Origin of the sequence: Streptomyces sp. NPDC102283 (assembly GCF_044766265.1) — a bacterium.
Classification (GTDB): domain Bacteria; phylum Actinomycetota; class Actinomycetes; order Streptomycetales; family Streptomycetaceae; genus Streptomyces.
In genome coordinates, this window is the sequence record NZ_JBIWLQ010000009.1 from 221,710 (window position 1) to 240,213 (window position 18,504).

Below are 18,504 nucleotides of genomic sequence, written 5' to 3' on the forward strand. Positions count from 1 at the left end.
GGCGCGAGGGATGGCGAACGGTGCATTGCTCCGATGCGCTCACGCCCCCTGTGACGCGCCGTTCGCCTGGTGCTCCCCCCTTGACCGGGTCCGCCGGGTCCGCCGGGAGCGAGCGAACCGGTAGCCGGGCGGGCTGGCGCCCCGCGGAACCGGAGATCCACGCCTCTGTCACCGGAGTCGGGAGGAGTCCGCGTCGAAGGGGAACGCGTCAACCACTATTGATCCTCCCCGGGCCGGGTAGCGAAGCGGTATGACCACTGACAAAACATCCACCGCTTCGGGCGGATACGTGCGGCCGGAGCTCGACGTCCGGGCGCTGACCGAGGTGCTCGACGGTGAGTACGCCGAGGTCCGCGACCTGGTCCGGGCCAACCTGGTGACGCACGCCCCGGTTCTCGACGAGGCCGACGAGCTCGACCTCGACACCTTCCGCGAGCGGGTGCGCGAACGTGTGGTCGAGATGGCGGCCACGGGCCAGACCGGCATGGGTTTCCCGGCTCGGTACGGCGGAGGCGGCGACATCGGGGCCTCGGTCGCCGCGTTCGAGACGCTCGCCTTCGGCGACCTGTCGGTCCTGGTGAAGGTCGGCGTGCAGTTCGGGCTCTTCGGGGGAGCGATCCTGCACCTGGGCACCGGACGACACCACGACGCCTACTTGCCCGACCTGATCACCGGGAAGGTGATGGGCTGCTTCGCGATGACCGAGACCGGGCACGGCTCCAACGTGCAGGCGCTCGCCACCGTCGCGCGCTACGACGTCGACGCCCAGGAATTCGTCATCACCACCGAGGGCGACCAGGCCCGCAAGGACTACATCGGCAACGCGGCCCGCCATGGGGAACTGGCGGTCGTCTTCGCCCAGCTGGAGGTGGGCGGGACCTCCGAGGGGGTGCACGCGTTCGTCGTGCCGATCCGGACCGGCGGCGAGGTGGCGCCCGGCGTCCGGATCGAGGACGACGGCCGCAAGATGGGCCTCAACGGCGTGGACAACGGACGCATCCGGTTCGACGGTGTGCGGGTGCCTCGCGAAGCGCTGCTGAACCGCTTCGCCGACGTCACCCCCAAAGGCGTCTACCGGAGCACGATCGACAACCCCGACCGCCGCTTCTTCACCATGCTCGGAACCCTGGTGCAGGGCCGGGTCAGCGTCGGCGGCGCAGGAGTCTCCACCGCCAAGGTCGCCCTCGCGGTCGCCACGAAGTACGCCCTGCGGCGCAGGCAGTTCCCGGCGGGCCCCAACGGATCCCGGGGCGAGGAGCAACTGCTCCTCGACTACGGACTGCATCAGCGCCGCCTGCTGCCGCTCATCGCGCGCACGTACGCGCTGCACTTCGCGCAGGACGTCGTACGTACCCAGCTGCACGAGGTCTTCTCCGGCGTCGAGGACGATCCGGGGGCACGGCGGCGGCTGGAGGCACGGGCCGCCGGGACCAAGGCACTCGGCACCTGGCACGCCACACGGGTGATCCAGGAGTGCCGCGAGGCCTGCGGTGGCGCCGGCTATCTCAGCGTCAACCGGTTCGCCGCCCTGAAGAGCGACAGCGACATCTTCACCACCTTCGAGGGCGACAACCACGTCCTGCTGCAACTCGTCGCCAAGGGCCTGCTCACCGACTACGCGAGCGAGTTCGAGGACCTGGACCAGCTCGGCATGGTCCGCTACGTCACCAACCTCGCCGTCGAGACGGTCATCGAGAAGACATCGGCCCACAAACTGCTGGAGCGGGTCCGCGACCTGCTGCCCGGGGGAGACGAGTGGGACCAGGAGGCCGGGTTGCTCGACTCGGAGTACCAGCTCGCCATGGTCCGCTACCGCGAGGAGCACATGCTCGCCGGGGCGGCCCGCAGGCTCAAGCGCGGAATCGACCAGAAGCGCGACCCCGGCACCGTCTTCTCGCAGGTGCAGGACCACGTCATCGCCGTCGCCCGCGCACACGTGGAGCGGCTGGTGCTGGAGGCGTTCGTCGACAAGGTGCGCGCGCTGCCCGAGAGCGGCAACAAGGTCGCACTGGGCCTGCTGTGCGACCTGTTCGCCCTCTCGACGATCGAGGCGGACCGGGCGTGGTTCATGGAGCACGGCCGGCTGACCGTCCAGCGGTCCAAGGCGATCACCCGTGAGGTGAACGATCTCTGCCGCAAGGTCCGGCCCCTGGCGGCGGACCTCGTCGACGCCTGGGGCATCCCGGCCGAGATGCTGCGCGCCCCGGACCTCGTGGGGTGACCCGGGGCGCTCCGAGGACCCTCGTCAGCCGGTGAACAACTGAGTGGCCTTGCGGACCAGTTCGTACAGCCCGTAGGCGAGCGGAGCGCCCACCCAGAGCCAGGTGAGGGCGATCAGTGGCCGCCGGTTCCCCACCTCAGACGGACTCTGCCCGCTGTCGTCGTGCACGGGGCGCTCCCTTCTCCGCGGGCGCGGCGTCGAGGTGGTGGGACGGGTGTACCGGGCGGACCAGTTCATTGGCCACGAAGCCGACCGCGAGCAGGGCCATCATGATGAAGAGGGACGTCCCGTACAGATCCGCGCCGTGCTTCCCCGCCTCCTCCTGGCGGTCGGCGATCCAGTTCACGATCAGTGGCCCGAGGACACCGGCGGTGGACCAGGCGGTGAGCAGACGTCCGTGGATGGCGCCGACCTGATAGGTCCCGAACAGATCCTTGAGGTAGGCGGGAATCGTCGCGAAGCCGCCACCGTAGAAAGAGAGGATGACCAGCGCGCACAGGACGAACAGGGGCTTGGAGGAGCTTCCCACCAGCGCGATGAGCGCGTACATGAGCGTGCCCGCGCCGAGGTAGACGCGGTAGATGTTCTTGCGCCCGATCAGGTCGGAGGCGGAGGACCAGCCGATGCGGCCGGCCATGTTCGCCGCGGACAGCAGGGCGACGAACCCGGCGGCGGCGGTCACCGACACGGGGGCGGAGGTGTCCGAGAAGAAGTCCGTGATCATGGGCGCGGCCTTCTCCAGGATGCCGATGCCGGCGGTGACGTTCATGCAGAGCACGACCCACAGCAGCCAGAACTGCGGGGTGCGCAGAGCCTGACGCGCCGACACCTGCGGTCCGTCCGGCGTCGCGGGCCGGCCGCCCGTCCCCTCCTCGACGCGCGGGCGCGGCACCCGTACCAACGCCACGCCGAGCAGCATGAAGACGGCGTAGGCCAGTCCGTGGACGAGGAAGGCGAGTGCGATGCCGGAGTTGTCGCCGCCGAAGGACTCCAGCATCTGCGCCGACCAGGGCGAGGCGATCAGCGCGCCGCCGCCGAACCCCATGATGGCGATGCCGGTGGCCATGCCGGGACGGTCGGGGAACCACTTGATGAGCGTCGACACGGGCGAGATGTAGCCGATGCCGAGGCCGATGCCTCCGACGAAGCCGTAGCCGAGAACGATCAGCCAGAACTGCCCGGTCGCGGCGCCGAGCGCGGAGAGCAGGAAGCCGGAGGAGAAGCAGACGAGGGCGACGGTCATGGCCCACCGGGGTCCGCGGCGCTCGACGAGCGTGCCGCCGAAGGCGGCGGCGAGCCCGAGCATGACGATACCGAGCTGGAAGGGCAGTGCGCTCTGCGTGCCGCTCAGGCCGAGCGCGTCCTCCAGCGGAGGCTTGAACACGGACCAGGCGTAGGCCTGGCCGATGGAGAGGTGGATCGAGAGGGCGGCGGGCGGCACCAGCCAGCGACTCCAGCCCACGGGGGCGATGGGGGGACTCATGGGTCTCTCACCGTAGTGAGCGGGAACCCTTTTGAGAAGGTCGTTGATAAATCTTCGCCGTGTGCGGTTCGTGTGCCGGCGGCGCGAACGCACCGCCGGCCGTGAGGAGCGGGCTACCGGCGCGACGTCGCCGCGAGCACCAGCTCCACGCAGTGCGACTCCAGTCGCTCGCGCGGCACGTCGAGCGTGCCGTGCAGCCACCCCGCGAAGAGGTTCGCCAGGCCGCCGACCAGGGCGTGCGCGGCCATGCGGCGGTCGATGTCGTCCCCGGTGCCGGAGAGCTGGCCGCCGACGAGATCGGTGAACACCGGCATGAGCCGGTGGCTGTGGGCCCCGAGCACCGGGTCGGCGAAGGGCTCCAGGAGTAGCAGGCGGCCCTTGTGCGGCGCGTCCAGGACCAGGGCGACGAAGGCGGACACGGCGGCCCGGGCCCGGACTTCGAGCTGCGGGGCACCGAGCGCCACGGCGTCCTCCAAGGCACTCCTGGCCTCATCGGCGACCCGCTCGAAGGCGGCGAGGAGCAGGTCGTCGCGGCCGGTGAAGCTCTCGTAGAAATAGCGGTCCGTCAGACGCGCCTGTCTGCAGACGGACCGGACCGTGACGGCCGCGCATCCTTCCTCGCCGGCCAGGCGCTCGGCGACGTCCAGGAGGGCCTGCCGACGGGCGGCGCGACGATCGGCGAGCTTGGTCCCGCCCCAGCTCCGTTCCGTCAACTCCGTTGCCCCCGCTATCCGTTGACCAATTGACGACAGGTGTCCGCACATTCTAACCTGAGGACAGGTGTCCTCAGATTGCCCTCGGGGCAACTGCCGGGACGAACCATTCAGCGCACCGTCACGAACAGCGCCACATGTGGCGCCACATGCGGCGCCACGAAGAGCGTCATGGACAGCGCCACGAACAGCGCGGCCCCGCACCGGAACCCCCAGCGGAGGTATACGTGACACCGTCAGTCCACGGGCCTGACCCGATCGGTCCGGCCGCTCCGGCAGACCAGGCATACCCGATAGATCAGACAGACCGGACCGCTCCGCCAGACCCGCCAGACCCGCCAGACCCGACAGGCCAGGCGGGCCAGGCGGGCCAGGCGGGCCAGGCGGGCCAGGCAGACCCGAGACCTGCCGAGCCCCTCGGGCCCGACTCCCTCACCTGGCGCTGGTTCGGCGACTGGAGAGGGCTCCTCCTGGCTCCCTGGGCCGGATCGATGCAGAACATGCACCCCGAGCTCGGCGCGGGCGTCGCCGAGCGCTCGCGCTTCTTCGAGGAGCGCTGGGAGCGTCTCTTCCGCTCGCTGTACCCGATAGGGGGAGTGGTCTACGACGGCCCGCTCGCCGTCCGGACGGCCCGCGAGGTGCGCGGCTACCATGCCTCGATCAGCGGGGTGGACGAGCGCGGCCGCCCGTATCACGCGCTCAACCCGGGCACGTTCTACTGGGCGCACGCCACGTTCTTCATGCTGACCGTGCAGGTGGCCGAGCGTTTCGGCGGCGGCCTCACCGAAGCGCAGCGGCACACGCTCTTCGACGAGCACGTCCGCTGGTACGCGCTGTACGGCCTCACGATGAAGCCCGTACCCCCCACCTGGGAGGACTTCCAGCGGTACTGGGACCACATGTGCGCCGACGTCCTGGAGGACAACCGGCCGACACGGGACGTGCTGAACATGCGCCGCATCGCCAAGCCGCCCCTCCTGCGGCTGCTGCCGTCGCCGCTGTGGGCCCTCGCCCGGGTCCCGATCGTCCGGCTGATCCGGTGGATCACGGTCGGCATGTATCCGCGCGCCGTGCGTGAACGCCTCGGGCTGCGCTGGACGCCCCACGACGAACGGCTGCTCGGACTTCTGGGCCGACTGGTGCACCACGCCTGGCGACGCGTTCCCGAGCGCCGCCGTTTCCACCCGCGCGCCCGGGCCGGCTGGGACCGCGAGCGGGGCCGCTCGGCTTCGGGCCCGGTGGAGACACCGGCCCGGAACCTGCCGCCCGAGGAGCGGCGCGGACTTCCCCAGCACTATGCGCCGGGCGCCGACCGCCCCGGGTGAGGCGGGGCCGGGTCACGTCACCGGTCCCGCGCCACGCCTCCGGCCCGGCCCCTTCGACGTTCGCTGCGTCCTCGCGCCCACGCGTCGGTCACCGCAGAGCTGATCCACTTCCGTGACACGCCTCAGTAGGCGGTGCTGAGTTCCCAGAACCGGAAGACGGTCGAGGTGTCCAGGCAGTTCTGCAGGCCTCGGACGTTCTCGTGGGCGACCGCGTACTGCTTGCCCTGCCAGAGCGGCAGAATCGGCAGCTGTCGCGCCACGATGTCCTGCAGTTTCATGTACGCCTGCCGCGTCTTCGCGCGATCCGTCATGGACGAGGTCCCAGGGATGATCCGGTCGACGATCTCCTCGTTGTCGTAGTTGTTCGACAGGACGTTGCCCGCGCCGAAGAACGGCTGGGTGAAGTTGTCCGGATCGGGGTAGTCCGGCACCCAGCCCTTGACGTAGACGCCGTACTTCCCTTCGGCGATGCCCTTCTCGTACTCGCCGAAGGGGACGGATTTCATGCGGGCGTCGAAGAGCCCGCTCCGGTTCAGCTGGTCGGCGATGGTGTCCAATGCGTCGTCGGTAGCCGGCCCGTACCGGCTCGGGGTGGACCAGAGGGTGAGTCTCACCTTGTCCGCTATGCCGGCTTTCCGCAGCTCCGCCTTGGCCTGTTCCGGCTTCGGGCTGTCCCCGTAGGTGTCGAAGAAGGAGGTGCCGTGGCCGGTGATGCCACCCGGGATGATCGAGTAGAGCGGTGCCGCCGTGGACTGGTAGACCTCGCTGACCAGGGAGTGGCGGTCGACGAGGTAGGCGATGGCCTTCCGGACGGCGAGCTTGCCGACGATGGGGTCGTCAACGTTGAAGACCATGTGCTGGACTTCGGCGCTGTTGCCCTGGACCACCTCGATGCCGTCCTTCTCCGCGGTGGACGAGGTGTCCAGGTCGGCTATCGCCTTGGCGCTGAGACCTCGGTAGGCGATGTCGACGTCGCCCTTCTCCAGAGCCGACTGGAGGGCCTGCTGGTCGCCTCGGAAGAATTCCAGGGTCACGCCCGAGTTCTTCACCTCGGCGGTGCCCTGATAGCCCGTGTAGACCGAGAAGACTGCTTTCCTCTTGTCGATGGAGTTCAGCTCGTAGGGACCCGAACCGACCGCTTTGCCACCCTCCAGCAGGCCGTCCTCGGGGTAGACCTGACGGTCCACTATGGAACCGCCCCCCGAGGCGATCTTGCTGGGGAACGTCGCGTCGGGCACCTTGAGGCGGAAGACGACGGTCCTGTCGTCCGGGGTGCTGATCGACGCGATCGTGGAGAGCAGCGGCGCGGGGCCCGCCGGGTCGTTGATCCTGATCGTCCGGTTGAAGGAATACTCGACGTCCGCCGAGGTGAGGCTGTTGCCGTTGCTGAACTTCAGCCCGTCACGCAGGGTGCAGGTGTACGTTTTGCTGCCGTCGGAGAACCCGCACTTCTCGGCGGCCTCCGGCACGGGAGTGGACGCTCCGGGCGGGAAGCTCAGCAGGGACTGGAAGACGTTGTTGAACAGCAGCCAGGACCCCGGGTCGTATCCCGAGGCCGGATCAGTGGCGAGGATGTCGTCGGACATCCCGACGGCCATCGTGCTTTCGGAGTCCTGGGCGCCGCAAGCCGTCAATAACAGCGCCGCCAGTGCCCCGGAGATCAGGGTGCTCGGCCGCCTCGTACGAACCTTCACAGAACGTTCCTCATGCTCTCGGCCGGCCGCGTGGGGGGTGTCCCCGGACAGCCGGATCAGGTCGGAAACGACAGCGAACACCGCGACCGTCCAGCGCTGTCGGCCCGACCGGGCTCGATCGCGGACCGACGACTGCCCGGACCCGGTGTTCGTCAGGAACTCTCCACAGGGTGAACGGCCACCAAATGCCAGTCGGTGAACAGCAGTTGGCAGGTCGAAATCAACCTCGCAGTGATGTTGGCAATGTACTTGTATACCGCGACGCGCGCTGGCGCATCGTGCGAAAAAGTATCTTCGTCAGGCAGCCCGCGAACCCATGGGACTCACCTCTGTGACCTGGGACGTCCGGGTGTCTCGGCGATTTACCCCTTCAAGCGGGACGCTTCCTACCTCTGTATAACCTGTCGGGGTATACGAACAGATTGAGGGCCCTCAGGTGAACTCCGAACTATCGGATATCGCAATGGAGTTGCCCGAAGATTCCGAGTGGGGCCGGAATGTCCTGGTGCCCGCGTTCCCGTTCCCGTTCCCACCCCCCGTTCCCGTTCCCACCCCCCGTTCCCGGAAGGAACTGCCAAGAGCGGCGCGTACGACGTCCTCGTCCTGGGCGGCTCGGGTGTCGACACGATCGTGTACGTCCCCGAACTCCCGCTTCCGTACGCCGACAGCCATCTGATCCGCCCCGGCATCGAGGCCCGCGCCGGGCAGACCGGCGACTTCGTCGCCCTCGGTCCCAGCTCCCCGGGGGCTGCGCACCCATCACCTCGACATGATCGACGGCGATCCCGTGCCCGGGGGACGGGAGCCGGACTCTCCCGGTTCGGCACCCGCTTCGCTCCGCCGTACGGCCCTGCGGCTAGTTTGGGTGCAGCACAGGTGAGCGGGCCCGTGGTGGCACAGACGCACGGGGGACGGGAGGTCGGGAAGAGTGTCGCTGCGCGGAGGTGATCCGGTCGAGATCGGCGGTTATCCGCTGGAGGCGCGGCTCGGTTCGGGTGGCATGGGCACGGTCTTCCTGGCCCGTACGAGCTCGGGTCGGCCCGTCGCGATCAAGCTGATCCATCAGCAGTTCGCGGGGGACGACGAGTTCCGCATCCGTTTTCGGCAGGAGGTGGCGGCCGCGCGGCGGGTGAGCGGTGCTTTCACCGCCGCCGTGGTCGACGCCGCCCCCGAGGCCGAGCAGCCGTGGATGGCGACGACGTACATCGAGGGACCCACACTCACGCAGCGCATCGCCGAGGGGGGCCCACTGGACGGAGAGGAGCTGAGGCGGCTCGCCATCGGGCTGGCGGAGGCGCTGCGCGACATCCACCGGGTGGGAGTCGTCCACCGCGACCTGAAGCCCTCGAACGTCGTGCTCTCGCCCGAGGGCCCACGCGTCATCGACTTCGGCATCTCGCGCGCGGTGGACCAGCAGACGCTGACGATGACCGGCCGGGTCATCGGTACGCCGCCCTTCATGTCGCCCGAGCAGTTGCAGGCGCCGCGTGGTGTGGGACCGCGGTCCGACGTCTTCTCCCTGGGGACACTCCTGGTGTACGCGGCGACCGGCCACGGGCCCTTCGACGCGGACAGCCCCTATATGACGGCCTACCAGGTGGTGCACGAGGAACCGTCACTGGACGCCGTGCCGGAGGCTCTGCGGGCGGTCGTCGAGCCGTGCCTGGACAAGGAGCCCGAGGGGCGCCCCTCGGCGGACGAACTCCTCGTGCTGCTGCGGGACCTGCCCGCCGAACTCGGCGGGGCCAGGACCGGCGGCCCTGGCGCGGGCCGCACCCGCGACATGGACACGCAGGCTCACCTCGCGACGGGGGGCACCTCGGCGCGGACCACCCCGACGGGCACCGGTACGGCAAGCACCGGCGCGCCGGTCGGCGGTCGTCCGCGCCGCCGCTGGCGGCCCGTGCTCGCGGCGGCGGTCGCGGTCGCGGCGATCGGTGGTGGAGTCGCCGCGCTGACGACGGACGGTTTCGACGGGAGCGGAGGCGGCACGAGCCCCGGTGGCACGGGCGCGGGGAAGAACACCGCGGTAGCGGCGGGCGCGCTTCCGGACGGCTTCGAGCCGTGGCGCGGGACCGTGCTGGGCGGTCGCGAGGACATCCCCGACGAACTGCGTTGCGTCGTGCGCGGCGACGCGCTGTTCTGCGGGGGCGGTGGCGTCGTCGCCACTCGGATCAGGGCTCACGACGGTTCCCGGGTGTGGACCGCGAAGAGTCCCGGCGTCCCCGCCCAGGGCATGCACCTGGTGGGCGCCACCGACGACACGGTCCTCGGCTACCGCTTCGCCGCCCAGGACGACCCCGAGGGCCCTCGCAGCGAGGTGGTGGCCCTCGACGCCGACAGCGGCCGGGAGCTGTGGTCCGCACCGTCCGGCGCCCAGTCGACGGCCGTCACGGGCCGGACCATGGACGCCGTCGTGGTCGGCTCCGCCGTGGTGACGGTCGACGCCTCCAACTCCCGCTTCGAGGCCCGGGACGCCCACAGCGGTGACGTCCTCTGGACGACGCCGTTCCCCGCCGGCACGCAGTGCGCCCCCGTCCCGCTCCGACCGCGGCTCCTCGCGATGTGCGCGGCCGACGTGGAGGTGGACGACCTACAGGTGAGCCGTCCCACCCTGCGTACGCTCGCCCTCCCCTCCGGGACACTGGGCGGGCCCGTCACCGTCGACGGCCCCGTCGTGCCGATGGGCGGGGCCCGCGGCGGGCTCGTCCTCCTCTCGAAGCGCCACGAGGGAACGGCTCCGGTCGGGTACGACGGAGTGGCGCGCTTCGACCCGGTCTCGCGGAAGGTCACGTACGCACGGTTCGACAAGGTGTACGCGGGCACGCCCGGCATGGCGGACGGCACCGTCTACGTGAGCGGGCAGGCCGGTCTTCTCACGGCTTTCGAATCCGCGACGGGGCGCAGGAAGTGGTCGCGTCAGACGGGTGTGGAGGGTGCGTCGGGCCCCGCGGCGGGAGCCGGCGCCCTGTACTTCAGCTCGGCCACCGGCCGGGTGGTCGCCCTGTCGCCGGACAACGGCAAGCCGTTGTGGGCGACGGATCCCCGGATCGACGCCCTGACGGGCGAGCAGGACGCCAGCCCTCGCGTGACCGTCGCGGGGCGCGCGGTGTTCGTGGCCGCGGCCACGAACACCCTCTTCGCCTTCGACGCGCAGAGGCCGCCGAGGTCGGGCTGACCCCGGCGGCCTGACGCCCGCCCCTCCCCTGTGGGGGCGGGCGTCAGGCCCGGCGCAGGACCGTGGCCTCCGTGCCCCAGCCGAGCGCGATCGTCCGGTCGACGCTCCAGCCCGATCGCTCCGCGAGAGCGGCGATCGCGGCGGAGTCGCGCAGCGGGCTGCCGGTCGCGGTGTACGCGTGCAGGGCCGCCTCGGCCGCGTGCGGGCTCAGGCCGTCGGGGCGGGAGGCCTCGACGAGGACCGCCGTCCCGGTCCATCCGGCCAGCCGCGTGAGGAGGTGGATGCCCTCCTCGTCGGTGCGGTGGGCGAGGGCCTTCGCGGCGACGGCGACGTCGGCGGGGCCGGCCGTCCAGTCGATGCGGTCCGGCGCCGTGACGTGGCCGCGCAGCACGTCGGCCGGGGTGGCTTCCTCCGCGATCCGCAGCCGGGGACGCCGCCCGGCATCGTCGAGAGCGGCGACCACCGAGGCGCTGCCCGGCCCCGTCAGGAGGCACGTTCCGACGTCCTCCCAGAGGGAGTCGGCCGTCAGGCCGGCCAGCAGGAAGACCAACTGCTCGCATTCCTCGACCAGTTCGCCGTAGCGGTCCGCGTCGTGGGCCACCGTGTCGTGCAGAGTGGCGCCCGAGGCGAGCCGCCAGGGGGACGTGCCGTCCCGGAGGGCGGGAGCCAGGTGCGCGAGGGCGAGCAGCAGCTCGGCCTCGTGGCCGGTGTACTCCTCGCGCTCGTGGTCCTCCAGGAGTTCCTCGCCCGCCCGGCCCAGGCGCAGCCCGGTCCCGTCGCCGCCGACGACCACGTCGTACGCGCCGAGCAGCGGAAGCAGTACGCCGATCCCCGGCCCGGACACGTCCAGGCGCGTCGCGAGCGCGTCGGCGGAGAGCCCCGGCGTGTCGGCCACCGCGTCGACGACGCCGAGCTGCAACGCGGCCCGTGCCACCAGCCACGGCAGCGGCGACGGGATCTCGGCGGTGCCCTGTGCGACGGCGTCCGCCGGGCCCTGCGCCTCCGGTGCGGCGGCCTCCTCGCGGTGCCAGTAACCCGTGATGTTCACGCGGTCCTTGGGGAGCTTGCGCTCCCGCTGGAGATACCGGCGTACCGGAAGCAGCGCCCGGCTCTCCGCGGCCGCCCAGGCGAATCCCTCGCCCGGCGGCGACGGCAGTGCGCGGACGGCTGCGTCCAGCGCCGCCGCGTCGCCCGGCTCCGCGACCACCCAGGTGATCGTGTCGCCGTCGCGCAGTGCCGGATCCTGGCGTGCCGCGTCGTCCGAGACGGTCACCAGGACGTGCGCCGGGGCGTCGAGCGGACGCTCGTCGAGGAAGCGGCCGATCGCGGGCAGCGCCGTCTCGTCCCCGATGAGGAGGATCCAGTCCAGCCGTTCCGGCAGCCGGAGCGACGACTTGGGCCCGACGAACCACAGCTCGTCGCCCTCCCGCGCCGACGCGGACCAGGCCTCCGCGGGCCCTTCGCCGTGCACCACGAAGTCGAGGTGGAGCTCTCCCGCCCGATGGTCCACCCGCCGGGGCGTGTAGTCGCGGGTCAGCCGGTGTTCGGCCGGTGTCCACTCGATGCCGTGCGGCAACTGGGAGGGGAGCGCCGCCCGGACGTCCCCGTCCGCGGCCAGGATCAGCTTGATGTGGTCGTCGAACCCGGGTGCGGCGAAGGCCGGGTGAGCGATCCCGTCGCGCGTGAACGCGGCGAGGTCCTCGCCGCCGAGGACCACCCGGCGCATCCTGGGGGTCACCTCGTGGACGCGGCGGACGGTGACCCGGCGCAGGACGAGGGGGTGCGTGGTGTACGCACGCTGGGCGGCCATCAGGAGAACCGCTTCTCGATGATGTCGAGCAGGGCCATCGACTCGTCGTAGTCGCCGCGCAGCACCCAGTGCGGCAGGTCGTAGGCCTGGTTCGTCCTGAAGGCGGGCAGCGCGCTGTAGACGGGGTTCTTCTTCAGGGTGGCGACGTCGGTCGTGTCGCCGTTGAAGCCCATCACGAACACGGACGGCTGGGTGATCGTCTGGCCCACCTTCTCGGTCGACAGCTCGAACATGTCACCGCCCTGCCCGTACACCTTGAAACCGCCCTCCGCGAAGACCGGTGCCGGCTCGATGCCGACCTTCTTCAGCTCGGTGGGCAGGCCCACGCTCTCCACCAGGCCGAAGGCGGTGCCGTCGCCGGTGAAGGTGAGGAAGGAAACGGGGCCGGCCGGCGGCTTGATCGCCTTCTTCACCTCGCCGATCCGCTGGTCGTAGGCGGCCAGGTGCTTGTCGTAGACGTCGGCCTTGCCGAACACGTCACCCGCGAGGAAGGAGAACTGGCTCCGCCAGTCGCCGAGCTTCTTGCCCACGAGCACGGTGGGGGCGATGTCGGTGAGGTCGTCGTACACCTTCTCCGCCTGGAACAGCGGGAAGCCGATGCCGCCGCCGACGATGAGGTCGGGCTCCAGGGCGAGGATCGCTTCCAGGTCGAAGCCGTCGACGCTCCACGGCAGGAACGTCGTGCCGTCCGCCTTCGCCTCCTTCGCCCAGTTCGGGGAGAACTCGCCCTTGCTCTCGGCGTCCTCGGGGATCGTGGCCCGCACCGGCACGTCGAGGTCGTAGAGGTATCCGGCGAGGGCGTGGTTCAGCACGACCACCTTCTTGGGCTCGGCCGGCACCTTCACCTTGCCGTAGTCGGTCGTGACGGTTCGGGTCTTCGCGGCGGAGGCCTTGTCCCCGTCGCCCGACGGGTCGGCGGCCGAGCAGCCGGTGAGGGCCAGCGCGGCGACGACCGCGACGGTGAGAAGGCGGGCAGGAGCAAACATGGGACCTCATGTGGCTGGGTAGGCTCGAATGTTCGAGCTGTTGGTAAGGTGAGGCTAACCTCGCTGGTTCCGCTGCGTCGATCCGAGTACGACATCGCCGGTGACGGACACGACGTATCGCACAACGGGAGGCACGCTTGCCGACGACATCCCTCGGCACCGTGGTCGCCGAGAACGCCATTCGCTTTCTGGGGCACGACACACATCGGCACGACGCGCCGCACCTCATCTACCTGGTGACCGGCAGCGCCCGCCTGTCCGCCGGCGGGGAGGAATGGCGGCTCGGACGGCACGAGGCCCTCTGGCTCGCTCCACGTGTGCCGCACGCGCTGCGGATCGAGCCGGGCGGCATGGCACTCGGCCCCCTCCTCGACCCTGCTGACCAGCCACGATGCCGGGTTCAACCGCTCGGGGCGGTACCCGCGATCGTCGAGGTCATGACCACCGCACTCGGCGCGGCGCCGACCACACCGGAGCAGGTCGAGCCGTTCCGCCAGGAGTTGGGACGCGTACTGAAGGGCATCTCCCGGCAGTACTTCCCGGTCGTGCTGCCCGTCCACCCCGCGGTACGCGCACTCGCCCGCGAGACCCTGCGCGCACCCTCCACGACCCTGGAAAGGCTCGCCGAACGGCACCGGATGAGCCCCCGCCAGGTGCAGCGCGTCTTCCTCGACGAGACCGGACTGCCCTTCACACGGTGGCGCAACCGGGCCAGGATGAACGCCGCCGTCGAACACCTCCGCGGCGGAGGCGAGCTGACGGCGGCGGCCAGGGCGGCCGGCTACGCGACCCGGGCCGGGCTGCTGCGCGCGCTGAGCCGCGAGTCCGGGGTGCCCGTGAGCGCGCTCACCACGGACGCGGTGGCGGCGCTCGGCGGCCGCTGAACCGGAATCCGGGCCGTTCCGGCAATTCATGTACGTCGATCACGCACGGCACCTCGGCCCGTCCGGGTGGCGGGTTGCACAGGGAGAACAGATGGCACAGGCGCTCGCGCCGACGACCGCGCCACCACCGGCCACACCGTCGAGGTCGTCGCGTCGCAGGACCCGCCGTCTCCTCGGCCTGGGCGTAGCCCTCGGCACGCTCCTCGTGGCGGTGGTGCTCAGCGTCGCGATCGGCTCGGCACTGCTTCCCCTCGACGTGGTGTGGCAGGCGCTGACCGCTCCGGACGGCTCCGCCTCGCACGCCACGATCAGCGGTGCCCGCGTGGACCGCACGCTGCTCGGCATCGTCGTCGGCGCATCCCTGGGCGTGGCGGGGGCGCTCATCCAGGCGCTCACCCGCAATCCGCTCGCCGACCCCGGTGTCCTCGGCGTCAACGCCGGCGCGAGTTTCGCCGTCACCCTGGGCGTGGCCGTCTTCGGCGTCACGCGCATCGACCAGTACCTGCCCTTCGCCTTCGTCGGCGCCGTCGTCGGCTCGGCGGTGGTCTACCTCGCCGCGAGCGGCGGCCGGGGCGGGCCCACACCGCTGCGCCTCACCCTCGTCGGGGTCGCCTTCTCGGCGGTCCTGCTCGGCATCTCCCAGACCCTCGCCCTGATCGACACGGAGACCTTCGACCGTATGAGGTTCTGGGAAGCGGGCACCATCACCGACCGCCCGGCCGGTACCGCCGCCGACATCGCGCCCTTCGTCCTGGCCGGACTGCTGGCCGCCGCCCTCTGCGCGCGCCCGCTCAACGCGATCGCGCTCGGCGACGACGCGGGGCGGGCCGTCGGGCTGCGGGTCGGTGCGACCCGGTGCGGTGTGGTGATCGCGGTGGCCCTGCTGTGCGGTTCGGCGACGGCCGCGGCGGGCCCGCTGATGTTCGTCGGCCTCATGGTGCCGCACGCCGTGCGCTGGCTCACCGGACCCGACTGGCGCTGGATCCTCGTCTACTCCGCCGTCCTCGCCCCGGCGATCGTGCTGTTCGCCGACATCCTGGGCCGACTGATCGTGATCCCCTCCGAGTTGCAGGTCGGCGTCATGATGCCGCTCATCGGCGCGCCCGTATTGATCCTGCTGGTGCGCGGAAGCCGGGTGAGGGAGCTGTGAGCGGGGCATTCGTCCTCAGGGCGGGGTCCCTGAGCCTGCGAGCGACACGCCGCGGTGTCGTGGTGTGCGGACTGCTGTCGGCCGCGCTGCTCGCACTGGCCCTGTGGGCCTTCACCCTCGGCAGCTACTCACTGAGCCTCGGCGACCTGGCCTCGGTGATGTCCGGCACCGCCGGGAACAGCGTCCGCACCGTCGTCCTGGAATGGCGGGCGCCGCGCATCGTCGCCGCCGTACTGTTCGGGGCCGCCCTCGCGATGGGCGGCGCGGTCTTCCAGTCCCTGACCCGCAACCCGCTCGGCAGCCCCGACGTCATCGGCTTCACCACCGGCTCCTACACCGGTGTCGTCCTCACGCTGCTCGCGGGCGCGAGCAGCTACGCGGCGCTCGCGGCGGGCGCGCTGGCCGGCGGACTCGTCACCGCCCTCGCCGTGTATCTGCTGGCGTTCCGGCGGGGCGTGCGGGGCTTCCGGCTCATCATCGTGGGGATCGCGGTCGGCGCGCTGCTGTCCTCGGTCAACACGTGGTTCTCGGTCAAGGCCGACGTGGACACCGCGCTGAGGGCCGCGGTGTGGGGCGCCGGCTCGCTCAGCGCCATCGGCTGGCCCGCCGTGACGATGGCCTCCGTCCTGATGGCGGTGGTCGCCCTGGCGGCCCCGGTGGCGCAACGCCGGATGCGATGGCTCGAACTGGGCGACGACACGGCGGCGATGCTGGGCGTACGCGTCGAGCGCACGAAACTGCTGCTGGTCGTCCTCGGCGTGGCCGCCACGGCCGCGGTGACCGCCGCGGCGGGCCCCATCGTCTTCGTGGCCCTGGCCGCACCGCAGATCGCCCGCCGCCTCACCGGGCGCGGAACCTCCGTCGACCTCGCCGGTTCGGCGCTCGTCGGCGCGCTGCTGCTGCTCGGCGCCGACATCGCGGCACAGCACGCGATCGAGGATGTGGTGCTGCCGACCGGTGCGGTCACCGTGTGCGTCGGCGGGGCGTACCTCCTGGTGCTGCTGGTACGGGAGTCCCGGCGGGGGTGGTAGGGCTCCGCCCCGGACCGTTGCCCTGGAGGCCCCCACGATGTGCCGTGCCTGTCGTTCCTATGCTGCTGCCATGAGTGTGGACCTCACGGTGTTCATGGTGGACGGGGAGCGGTTGGGCGCCATCCCCGTCGAGAGCCGGATCGGACGACTCGACGACATGGCGTGGCCGTGCGAGCCCGGCGACGTGTGTGACGGCGGGTACGAGCGTGCCCGCGGCTGGCACCGGCCGCCCGGCCCCGCACCGGCGTGGTGCGCCGTGTACAGCTTTCTCACCACAGGCGCCCATGTGCCGCATGTCCGCGCGGGCGCCGCATGGACTGACATGCGGCCGCTGGTCGGTGCGTCCGTGCGGGAGATGATGGACATCTTCCTCGGAGGTCTGATCTGGGACGCGGATCAGGCCGATGCTCCGGCAGAGACCGGCGGCGGAGCGGTCTTCCCGCCTGCCGCCGACCGTTGGAGCCCGCATGTCCTTCTCGTCCGCGCGCCGGAGGCGGTGGCGGCCAAGGCTCAAGCCTGGGAGAGGGTGGAGCCGTGCCTGGAGGAGCTGAGAGGTCTGTTCGCCGTCGAGTGCGAGTGCGAGGGCTGGGCGGGGCGGCCGGACACCTTCGAGGATTTCGTCGCCCTGCTGCGGGAATGGGGCGGAGTGGTCACGGAGACCGCTCGCCGGGGCTGGGGCCTGGTGGGGCTGCCTTAGCCTTCAGCGGTGCCGGGTGCGAGGCATGGTAGGCCGTGAGCGCCCAGCCCCATGCCGAGGCCGCCACCGAACTGCGCTCCGTGATCGCGCGTGCCACCGTCCGCGGCCCGGCACCACCAGCACGAGAAACCGAATGCCGGCTCGCATGCGCGACCCGCGTCCTGCTTTACCGCATGGCCTACCGCGTCGACGACCAGGTCCTCGCGCTCCGAACCCGCCCCGACCCCTAGGACGAACACCGCCAGCAGTGGTGGGAGGAACTGGCCACCGAGCTCCGCCGCTGGTAACCCGCACTTCCCGCAGACGCCCACGCCGGGTGCCGGCGCCGGCTCCCCAGTGCTCCGTTGACCATGCTGTCGTTCTCGGTGGTCACCTGGCCGGGGCTTCTCCGGCCGCCGGGGAGCGGATATCCGTCCCGGTGAACAACCGTCGGCGGGGTCGGCCCGCCTACCCCGTGACGAAGTCAGACGGTGCCTGTCGGACGGTGCCGGTCCCGGGCCCGGTGACCGGGCAGAGGTGCGCGGCGGAGATGCGGGCTGCCTGGCCCGGCGTGAGGATCGACGGTGCGGGCAGCAGCCCGGGGCCATCAGCTCTGGATCCGCGCGGTGTCACCGTCCCGTCGTTCCGAGCCCCCCGCCCCGATTCCGGTCAGCTCGTACCGGATCTCCAGGGCGTCCGGGGCGGAGCCGGAGGGTGCGGCGGTGGGGTCGTGCCGCCAGCCGCCCTTCCGGTAGAAGTCGCGGCCCCGGGTATTGCGTTCCAGCACCCAGAGATATGCAGCCCGCGTGCCCCGCTCCTCCCAGACCGACAGCGTGGAGCGCATCAGGCTGCGTCCGACCCCGGTGCCCCAGCAGTCGGGTCGGGCGTAGAACGCGTACAGCTCCTCGACGGCGGGCCGTTGCCCGAGGTCCTCGTCGCGGGCCGGGCCGAAGGACGAGAAGCCGGCGACCTGCCGGCCGTCGTCGTGGACGAGCACGTGGGCTCCGTCCGCGGTGCCGGCCCCGATCCGGTCGCGCCAGAAGCCGGTGAGGGCGGTGGTGTCGAGAGCGTGGAGCTCGGCGGCCGGCAGGATTCCGGCGTATGCCGTGCGCCACGCGGCTACCTGGAGCCCGGCGATCTGCTCGGCGTCGTCCTCGCGCGCGTGCCGGTCACGCCGGGGGACGGCCCGGCCGTGCGAATCCGTGGTCAGCATGGGTGCTCCCTGAGGTTCGGGGGTTGCTCGACGCCCGGCGCGGCTGCCGGCCGCCGCGGTCCGTCGCGGCCGTCGGAGGGCGGTGGAGCGTGAACCTACTATGGTTCCCGGGGGCGCGACGGCGCACGGAATCAAGGGAC

14 protein-coding genes and 1 pseudogene are annotated in these 18,504 nt (G+C 71.3%); 8 read left to right on the top strand and 7 right to left on the bottom strand.

The annotated features are described in order from the left end of the window. Window positions 1-250: 250 nt before the first annotated feature. Window positions 251-2,221: an acyl-CoA dehydrogenase gene (locus ACIRJT_RS19900; RefSeq protein ID WP_403910902.1), complete on the top strand. Its 1,971-nt coding sequence runs from the start codon at window positions 251-253 to the stop codon at window positions 2,219-2,221. A gap of 24 nt (window positions 2,222-2,245) precedes the next feature. On the opposite strand, the gene ACIRJT_RS19905 is transcribed toward ACIRJT_RS19900, so the two are convergent. The 3 genes from ACIRJT_RS19905 to ACIRJT_RS19915 form a co-directional block, all read right to left on the bottom strand. Then, a complete protein-coding gene (locus ACIRJT_RS19905; RefSeq protein ID WP_403910904.1) occupies window positions 2,246-2,389 on the bottom strand; it encodes a hypothetical protein in 144 nt (47 codons plus the stop codon). Next, window positions 2,358-3,704 (bottom strand): OFA family MFS transporter, encoded by a 1,347-nt coding sequence (locus ACIRJT_RS19910; protein ID WP_403910906.1) that lies wholly within the window; start codon window positions 3,702-3,704, stop codon window positions 2,358-2,360. Before ACIRJT_RS19910 ends, ACIRJT_RS19905 begins: the two co-directional genes overlap by 32 nt. Window positions 3,705-3,817: 113 nt before the next feature. Continuing rightward, window positions 3,818-4,417 carry a TetR/AcrR family transcriptional regulator gene (locus ACIRJT_RS19915; protein WP_403910908.1) on the bottom strand — a complete coding sequence of 200 codons (600 nt, stop codon included), beginning with the start codon at window positions 4,415-4,417 and terminating at the stop codon, window positions 3,818-3,820. A 257-nt stretch (window positions 4,418-4,674) separates the two neighbouring features. Here ACIRJT_RS19915 and ACIRJT_RS19920 point away from each other — a divergent pair, with 257 nt between their 5' ends. After that, window positions 4,675-5,742: an oxygenase MpaB family protein gene (locus tag ACIRJT_RS19920; RefSeq protein WP_403911115.1), complete on the top strand. Its 1,068-nt coding sequence runs from the start codon at window positions 4,675-4,677 to the stop codon at window positions 5,740-5,742. A gap of 122 nt (window positions 5,743-5,864) precedes the next feature. Here the strand turns inward: ACIRJT_RS19920 and ACIRJT_RS19925 are convergent, their stop codons facing one another. Further along, window positions 5,865-7,436, bottom strand: coding sequence for an ABC transporter substrate-binding protein (locus ACIRJT_RS19925; RefSeq protein WP_403910910.1), 1,572 nt, complete (start codon window positions 7,434-7,436; stop codon window positions 5,865-5,867). Window positions 7,437-8,039: 603 nt separating this feature from the next. Here ACIRJT_RS19925 and ACIRJT_RS19930 point away from each other — a divergent pair. After that, window positions 8,040-8,223: pseudogene (locus tag ACIRJT_RS19930) on the top strand (adenosine kinase); the annotation flags it as partial. A gap of 141 nt (window positions 8,224-8,364) precedes the next feature. Next, complete coding sequence (locus tag ACIRJT_RS19935; RefSeq protein WP_403910912.1) at window positions 8,365-10,614, top strand: PQQ-binding-like beta-propeller repeat protein; 2,250 nt, start codon at window positions 8,365-8,367, stop codon at window positions 10,612-10,614. 43 nt (window positions 10,615-10,657) lie between these two features. On the opposite strand, the gene ACIRJT_RS19940 is transcribed toward ACIRJT_RS19935, so the two are convergent. Further along, complete coding sequence (locus ACIRJT_RS19940; protein WP_403910914.1) at window positions 10,658-12,424, bottom strand: siderophore-interacting protein; 1,767 nt, start codon at window positions 12,422-12,424, stop codon at window positions 10,658-10,660. Next, complete coding sequence (locus ACIRJT_RS19945) at window positions 12,424-13,410, bottom strand: ABC transporter substrate-binding protein (protein ID WP_403910916.1); 987 nt, start codon at window positions 13,408-13,410, stop codon at window positions 12,424-12,426. Before ACIRJT_RS19945 ends, ACIRJT_RS19940 begins: the two co-directional genes overlap by 1 nt. A gap of 137 nt (window positions 13,411-13,547) precedes the next feature. Between ACIRJT_RS19945 and ACIRJT_RS19950 the strand changes: the two genes are divergently transcribed. The 4 genes from ACIRJT_RS19950 (at window position 13,548) to ACIRJT_RS19965 (ending at window position 17,172) form a co-directional block, all read left to right on the top strand. Then, window positions 13,548-14,294 carry a helix-turn-helix domain-containing protein gene (locus ACIRJT_RS19950; protein ID WP_403910918.1) on the top strand — a complete coding sequence of 249 codons (747 nt, stop codon included), beginning with the start codon at window positions 13,548-13,550 and terminating at the stop codon, window positions 14,292-14,294. Between the two features lie 91 nt (window positions 14,295-14,385). Further along, the gene (locus ACIRJT_RS19955) at window positions 14,386-15,444 is read left to right on the top strand and encodes an iron chelate uptake ABC transporter family permease subunit (protein ID WP_403910920.1); all 1,059 of its coding nucleotides are present in this window, start codon (window positions 14,386-14,388) and stop codon (window positions 15,442-15,444) included. Then, window positions 15,441-16,475 (top strand): FecCD family ABC transporter permease, encoded by a 1,035-nt coding sequence (locus tag ACIRJT_RS19960; RefSeq protein WP_403910922.1) that lies wholly within the window; start codon window positions 15,441-15,443, stop codon window positions 16,473-16,475. The genes ACIRJT_RS19955 and ACIRJT_RS19960 overlap by 4 nt, the downstream gene beginning before the upstream one ends. A gap of 70 nt (window positions 16,476-16,545) precedes the next feature. Then, window positions 16,546-17,172 carry a hypothetical protein gene (locus ACIRJT_RS19965; protein WP_403910924.1) on the top strand — a complete coding sequence of 209 codons (627 nt, stop codon included), beginning with the start codon at window positions 16,546-16,548 and terminating at the stop codon, window positions 17,170-17,172. Between the two features lie 586 nt (window positions 17,173-17,758). Here the strand turns inward: ACIRJT_RS19965 and ACIRJT_RS19970 are convergent. After that, complete coding sequence (locus ACIRJT_RS19970; protein ID WP_403910926.1) at window positions 17,759-18,364, bottom strand: GNAT family N-acetyltransferase; 606 nt, start codon at window positions 18,362-18,364, stop codon at window positions 17,759-17,761. Window positions 18,365-18,504: the final 140 nt, after the last annotated feature.

Excerpts from the sequence above, each read along its gene's own strand:
- ACIRJT_RS19900 (WP_403910902.1), top strand. The coding sequence starts at position 251 with ATGACCACTGACAAAACATCCACCGCTTCGGGCGGATACGTGCGGCCG.
- ACIRJT_RS19910 (WP_403910906.1), bottom strand. The coding sequence starts at position 3,704 with ATGAGTCCCCCCATCGCCCCCGTGGGCTGGAGTCGCTGGCTGGTGCCG.
- ACIRJT_RS19940 (WP_403910914.1), bottom strand. The coding sequence starts at position 12,424 with ATGGCCGCCCAGCGTGCGTACACCACGCACCCCCTCGTCCTGCGCCGG.
- ACIRJT_RS19945 (WP_403910916.1), bottom strand. The coding sequence starts at position 13,410 with ATGTTTGCTCCTGCCCGCCTTCTCACCGTCGCGGTCGTCGCCGCGCTG.
- ACIRJT_RS19955 (WP_403910920.1), top strand. The coding sequence starts at position 14,386 with ATGGCACAGGCGCTCGCGCCGACGACCGCGCCACCACCGGCCACACCG.
- ACIRJT_RS19965 (WP_403910924.1), top strand. The coding sequence starts at position 16,546 with ATGAGTGTGGACCTCACGGTGTTCATGGTGGACGGGGAGCGGTTGGGC.
- ACIRJT_RS19970 (WP_403910926.1), bottom strand. The coding sequence starts at position 18,364 with ATGCTGACCACGGATTCGCACGGCCGGGCCGTCCCCCGGCGTGACCGG.